Origin of the sequence: Brenneria alni (genome assembly GCF_003666245.1) — a bacterium.
Taxonomy (GTDB): Bacteria; Pseudomonadota; Gammaproteobacteria; order Enterobacterales; family Enterobacteriaceae; genus Brenneria; species Brenneria alni.
Genome location: NZ_MJLZ01000079.1, coordinates 1 through 4325, shown reverse-complemented (window position 1 = coordinate 4325; position 4325 = coordinate 1). Strand labels below are relative to the sequence as shown.

6 protein-coding genes are annotated in these 4325 nt (G+C 35.7%); 1 reads left to right on the top strand and 5 read right to left on the bottom strand.

The genetic code is table 11. From position 1 onward, the window contains the following. Positions 1–107: 107 nt before the first annotated feature. The gene (locus tag BIY29_RS19430) at positions 108–629 is read left to right on the top strand and encodes an AAA family ATPase (protein WP_121576659.1); all 522 of its coding nucleotides are present in this window, start codon (positions 108–110) and stop codon (positions 627–629) included. 106 nt (positions 630–735) lie between these two features. Here BIY29_RS19430 and BIY29_RS19425 read toward each other — a convergent pair whose 3' ends face one another. The 5 genes from BIY29_RS19425 to BIY29_RS19410 all read right to left on the bottom strand — a co-directional run. After that, positions 736–1404: an HhH-GDP family DNA glycosylase gene (locus BIY29_RS19425; RefSeq protein WP_121576658.1), complete on the bottom strand. Its 669-nt coding sequence runs from the start codon at positions 1402–1404 to the stop codon at positions 736–738. Next, positions 1401–2024, bottom strand: a complete 624-nt coding sequence (locus tag BIY29_RS19420; protein ID WP_121576657.1) for a 7-cyano-7-deazaguanine synthase — start codon at positions 2022–2024, stop codon at positions 1401–1403. Before BIY29_RS19420 ends, BIY29_RS19425 begins: the two co-directional genes overlap by 4 nt. Continuing rightward, a complete protein-coding gene (locus BIY29_RS19415; protein ID WP_121576656.1) occupies positions 2021–3349 on the bottom strand; it encodes a nucleoside 2-deoxyribosyltransferase in 1329 nt (442 codons plus the stop codon). Before BIY29_RS19415 ends, BIY29_RS19420 begins: the two co-directional genes overlap by 4 nt. Beyond that, positions 3350–3730, bottom strand: a complete 381-nt coding sequence (locus tag BIY29_RS20100; protein ID WP_147437186.1) for a hypothetical protein — start codon at positions 3728–3730, stop codon at positions 3350–3352. Positions 3731–3940: 210 nt separating this feature from the next. Then, positions 3941–4325 (bottom strand): IS66 family transposase (locus BIY29_RS19410; RefSeq protein WP_147437150.1); only part of this gene is annotated, 385 nt, incomplete at its 5' end.

The following is a 4325-nucleotide window of genomic DNA, read 5'->3' as shown; positions in this document are numbered from 1 at the left end:
CCATTGGATATAAATTTTATGAGAAATATTGGAGTAACTCCCCCCCAATCGTTTTGTTATTTACAGGATAATACTTGGGACATTATTGAATCTAGAGGGTTTAAAAAATGATTATAGGTTTTTTCGGGATTTCCGGTGTGGGTAAAACTACCTTCACAAAAAGGTTAAAGAAAGAATGTCCAAATATATTAAGATTTAGCGCTTCGGAGTTGATCCAAGAATTAGATGGAAAGATTAATTATAAGGATTTATTGGGTGATGTAGTGATCGACAATCAAAGTAAACTTGCTTTCTCTATAAAAAATCTATCAAGCAGTAGAATAAATAATAACATTGTTTTAGAACTACACAATATCATAGAAACCAAAGAAGGTCCGCATCATATTAGTAAGGATATTTTGCAGGGATTAGGTTTAGATAAAGTTTTTTTTATAAAAAAGGATCCGAATATTATAATCGAAAACAAGTCTAAAGATATCAAAGAGCGAAGTCGTTTAAATCTTCTTGAGTTGGATAAACTTCAAAACCTAGCTTTAAAGTATTTTATAGAGGTCTATAAAGATTTTGATAAGGAGATCATTTCTGGCTCGGATGAAGATGTCACTAAGATCTCAAAATTACTTTGTTGATTATATCTCGTAATGTCCTTATCATGATGATTGCGATTTATGGTATGATGTTCTGCTCATTTGGAAAATTTTTTCGGATCATTTATAAGAAAATATGATTTTTAATTCAGATAGCGAGTGGTAACTGAGCACTAAATCTTTCTGATTCTTGTTGCCATACCCAACTATCAAAATCGCGACGCGAGATTTTAAGTAGGTCTGCTGCATAGCAGAAAACATTTTTTAAAAAATCATAATCTTTAGTTTTAACACCAGCTCGAACAGCGAAAGAACGTATATGCCTGTCAACAGCTATAGAATTTAATCCAATAAGGCAAGACATGTAGTCAATAGTTTTCGGGCCAACCCCATTAATTTTTTGAAAATTATTTCTGAATTTTTCAGTTAATAAACATTCCCGCAAGTCTATTTGCGACTCTATACATTCGTCTTTTAGAAATAAAACAACACTCTTGAAACGTTCTATTTTAGTTTCATGCTTCCATTGTAAAAATAGACCTATCATGCTTTCATCAATTATTGAAAGTAATTTAGAAAGTGTATCGAATTCTGAAAAGTTAGTTAAAATGTTATTAATTCTGGGTAATACTACCGCGCGATAATTTACACCGGCTTGAAGCACAGAATCAGCTACTATTGCCCCCATATGCGATTGGCAAGCTCGCATCATAGTTTTATTAAGGGTTACTATACCTTCTGAGTGTGCTTGGTTTGCTATCTTTCTTGCAAAAATCAACAAATCAAATGGATCATGCTTGGGGATTGAGTAGTTCATGTTAGTAAACCAGTTTCACGTAAAGCAGCGAGTCTTTCTACACAGTTAGGGCAAGCACCGCAAGGAAATTTACTCATGGCTTGACAAGAAAAGGTTTTACCTATCGGAACTTCGAGTTCAATAGCTTTCCTTGCTACGTCTGATTTTGACATGTGGCGAAATGGCAATTTAATTCGTACGGGGCCTATATTTTCAGTTAAATTATCAATGCTGTTTAAAAATTCACATGAACAATCAATCTCTTTTGCATGATTACTATTTATAAACCCAGCAAAAACCTCTGTAATGTTCAACGTTTGAGCTCGTGCCGAGGCAGCTGAGAGAAATAAGAGTGTTCTATATGGTACATATAGATCATCATCTTTAATATCGTCTTTCCACAGATTAGCTTCTGTTATTAAACGTGATTTAGAACCCCGGAATAAATCTGATATGTTGATGTATTCTGGTTCATCAGACTGCTTTGGTAACACATCGTTTAGTCGTTCCCATTCTGTTTTTACACAATGCTGTCCATAATCAAAGAATATAGGTTTAACTTTATATTTATTCGAGATTAAATCATATATTACTGTCGTTGAATCTAAACCTCCAGATGAAAGAACTATGACTTTCTTCAATTTTTTTCACCTTTTCTGATTTTTGACAAGATCATGAATATGTGATTAAGAGCGATATCTAAACAGTCTGTATACGCATCGCATCCTCCCATGATCATGGTGTTATCATTCTCTTTACGTGGGTCATAAGTGACTACAGGTATTCCGGAGGAAAGAGCATGACCAATTTCAACTAATGTACCTGGATCTCTTTCTAAAGGAATAGCCAATACAATATCACAGTCGTTTAGTAATTTTATGTCTTTTTGATACATATCCTTGAGAATATGGTTCTCTGCTGGTCTTTCTATTTCACCATTTTCAATTATAGGCCTTTTTACATTAAAGTTATGATATTCGAGAGAAGATATAGCCTCTTCAATTTCTTTTTTCTCTATATAGCTAAAATCAGGAGCTGCTAAATATATCTTGTAATCTTTTCTTGTGAGCCAAGGTAAACTAGTTCCCTTCATAATCTTTAAAGATTCAATAGGAATATTGTAGTCTCTTTCAAGGTTTCTTTTTAAATCATCTGGGAAAGTAGTTTGCGCGTAACAAGTCGCTGCTTGTAACCCTCTCCATGCGGAGTCTATATTCAATTCTAATGATTTGGCAGCCATTACAGAAGTGTAAACGTCACCAACTCCTACAGAATTTATCGTTTTATAAAGATATGCAGGTATCTCTTCCATAGCTGAGGTTCTGAGATTATATACGTGACTACCTCCTCGGTTCTCTTTCAATAAAAAAAAGTCAGCTTTTAATTTACTTACTTCCGATAATAATCTTTGAATTCCATTCAATATAATTTCTCTGAAAAGATCAGATGAAGTAGATATTGATATTAAATCTATATGCTGTTTTATGTTAGATAACTCATCGAAGCTTTTAACTCCGTATGCAATATCAACACTAATAGTTGTTTTTTGTGGTAATATATTTAATATATCATGCAGTGCATACTTACCCGGGAAAATGATGGCACGTTCATAATTTTTTAGATCACTCGATATATCTAATATATTTATCTTTTTTTCTTCTCTAAGAATATCTTCATAGCCTTGATGACCAACTTCCTTTACATCTGATATTAATATTAAGTTTGGAGAATTCTTTATTTCTCCAATTAAATGAAAGTCACTGCAATTATGTTTTAATAAGTAGTCTTTTAGAAGATCAATAATGTAGGAAGGGCATATGGCCGCGACGGCATAAGGTATGTTTGATGCCCAGAGTCCCCTTGCCGCATGGGTTATACCACCTAACCTCATTTTAGGTTCTTTATGGTTTGTATTGATGGTGAAATCAATATAAACCTCACCTATTAATAAAATTGGTTTTTTCATCTATTTTGTCACTATGTCAACTACGACCTGAGGGGAAATAGAGTTAGTTACGTGACTTACTATGCCAATATAATGAAATCCAGAATGCATGCATGCTAATAGATAATTATATTTTGTGGGAAGTGCTCCTAATTCTAAACGAGTACCAATATCTATAGCTGTTAACCTTTTTGTGAAAACAATTTCAACCTTTGAATTAATTGGTGGAACGTTATTATATTTCTGGTAATATGAGTAAAGAGCAACATCTTCTAATCCTGCTGAAAATGCTGTTTCACACCTATCGAGCCCACTATCCCCTCCAGAAACCTCTCCTCCATCAGTTACTTTTTTTTCTGCATTTGAATAGTCAGTAAAACTACCGGAACCTGAGCTTCCCATAATATTCTTCTCCAGAAAGTATTTTCCTATAAACATTAAACTTGTTAATGTATTTTTGCAATTGGACAAATGTATTTAATGATTCTTAACGCATAATTTTTATAGCATTATGATATTTAGTAATTCACTTTTTGACTTTTATCAAATTGTGAGTAAGCGTCCGGCGAACTCACATTGCGCGACTGAAGTAACATTATAGACTGGTCGGTATCAGCTAAAGCTATTTTCGGCGTAAGGCAACAGCTCGCTGATCCGGTTGTTGGGCCAGATAGGCAAGCGCGTTAATACGTCACGCAGCCAGATATACGGGTCGTGGCCGTTGAGTTTCGCGGTTTCCAGCAGACTCAGGATAGACGCCATCCGTTGCCCGGCGCGCAACGATCCGGCAAAAAGCCAGTTCTTGCGGCCCACGGCTACCGGACGGATGCAGTTTTCCGTGCGGTTATTATCTATGGGGACCCGCCCGTCATTCAGATAACGCAGTAAGGCCGGCCAGCGTTTCAGCGTGTAGTCCAGCGCTTTACGCAGTGCGGAGTTGGGCGCGGCCTGCGGCTGTTGCAACACCAGCCACTGGTGGAAGGCCGCCAGCCGGGGT

Bases quoted from the DNA above. Each gene is read 5' to 3' on its own strand.
- BIY29_RS19430 (WP_121576659.1), top strand. From the start codon at position 108: ATGATTATAGGTTTTTTCGGGATTTCCGGTGTGGGTAAAACTACCTTC.
- BIY29_RS19425 (WP_121576658.1), bottom strand. From the start codon at position 1,404: ATGAACTACTCAATCCCCAAGCATGATCCATTTGATTTGTTGATTTTT.
- BIY29_RS19415 (WP_121576656.1), bottom strand. From the start codon at position 3,349: ATGAAAAAACCAATTTTATTAATAGGTGAGGTTTATATTGATTTCACC.
- BIY29_RS20100 (WP_147437186.1), bottom strand. From the start codon at position 3,730: ATGGGAAGCTCAGGTTCCGGTAGTTTTACTGACTATTCAAATGCAGAA.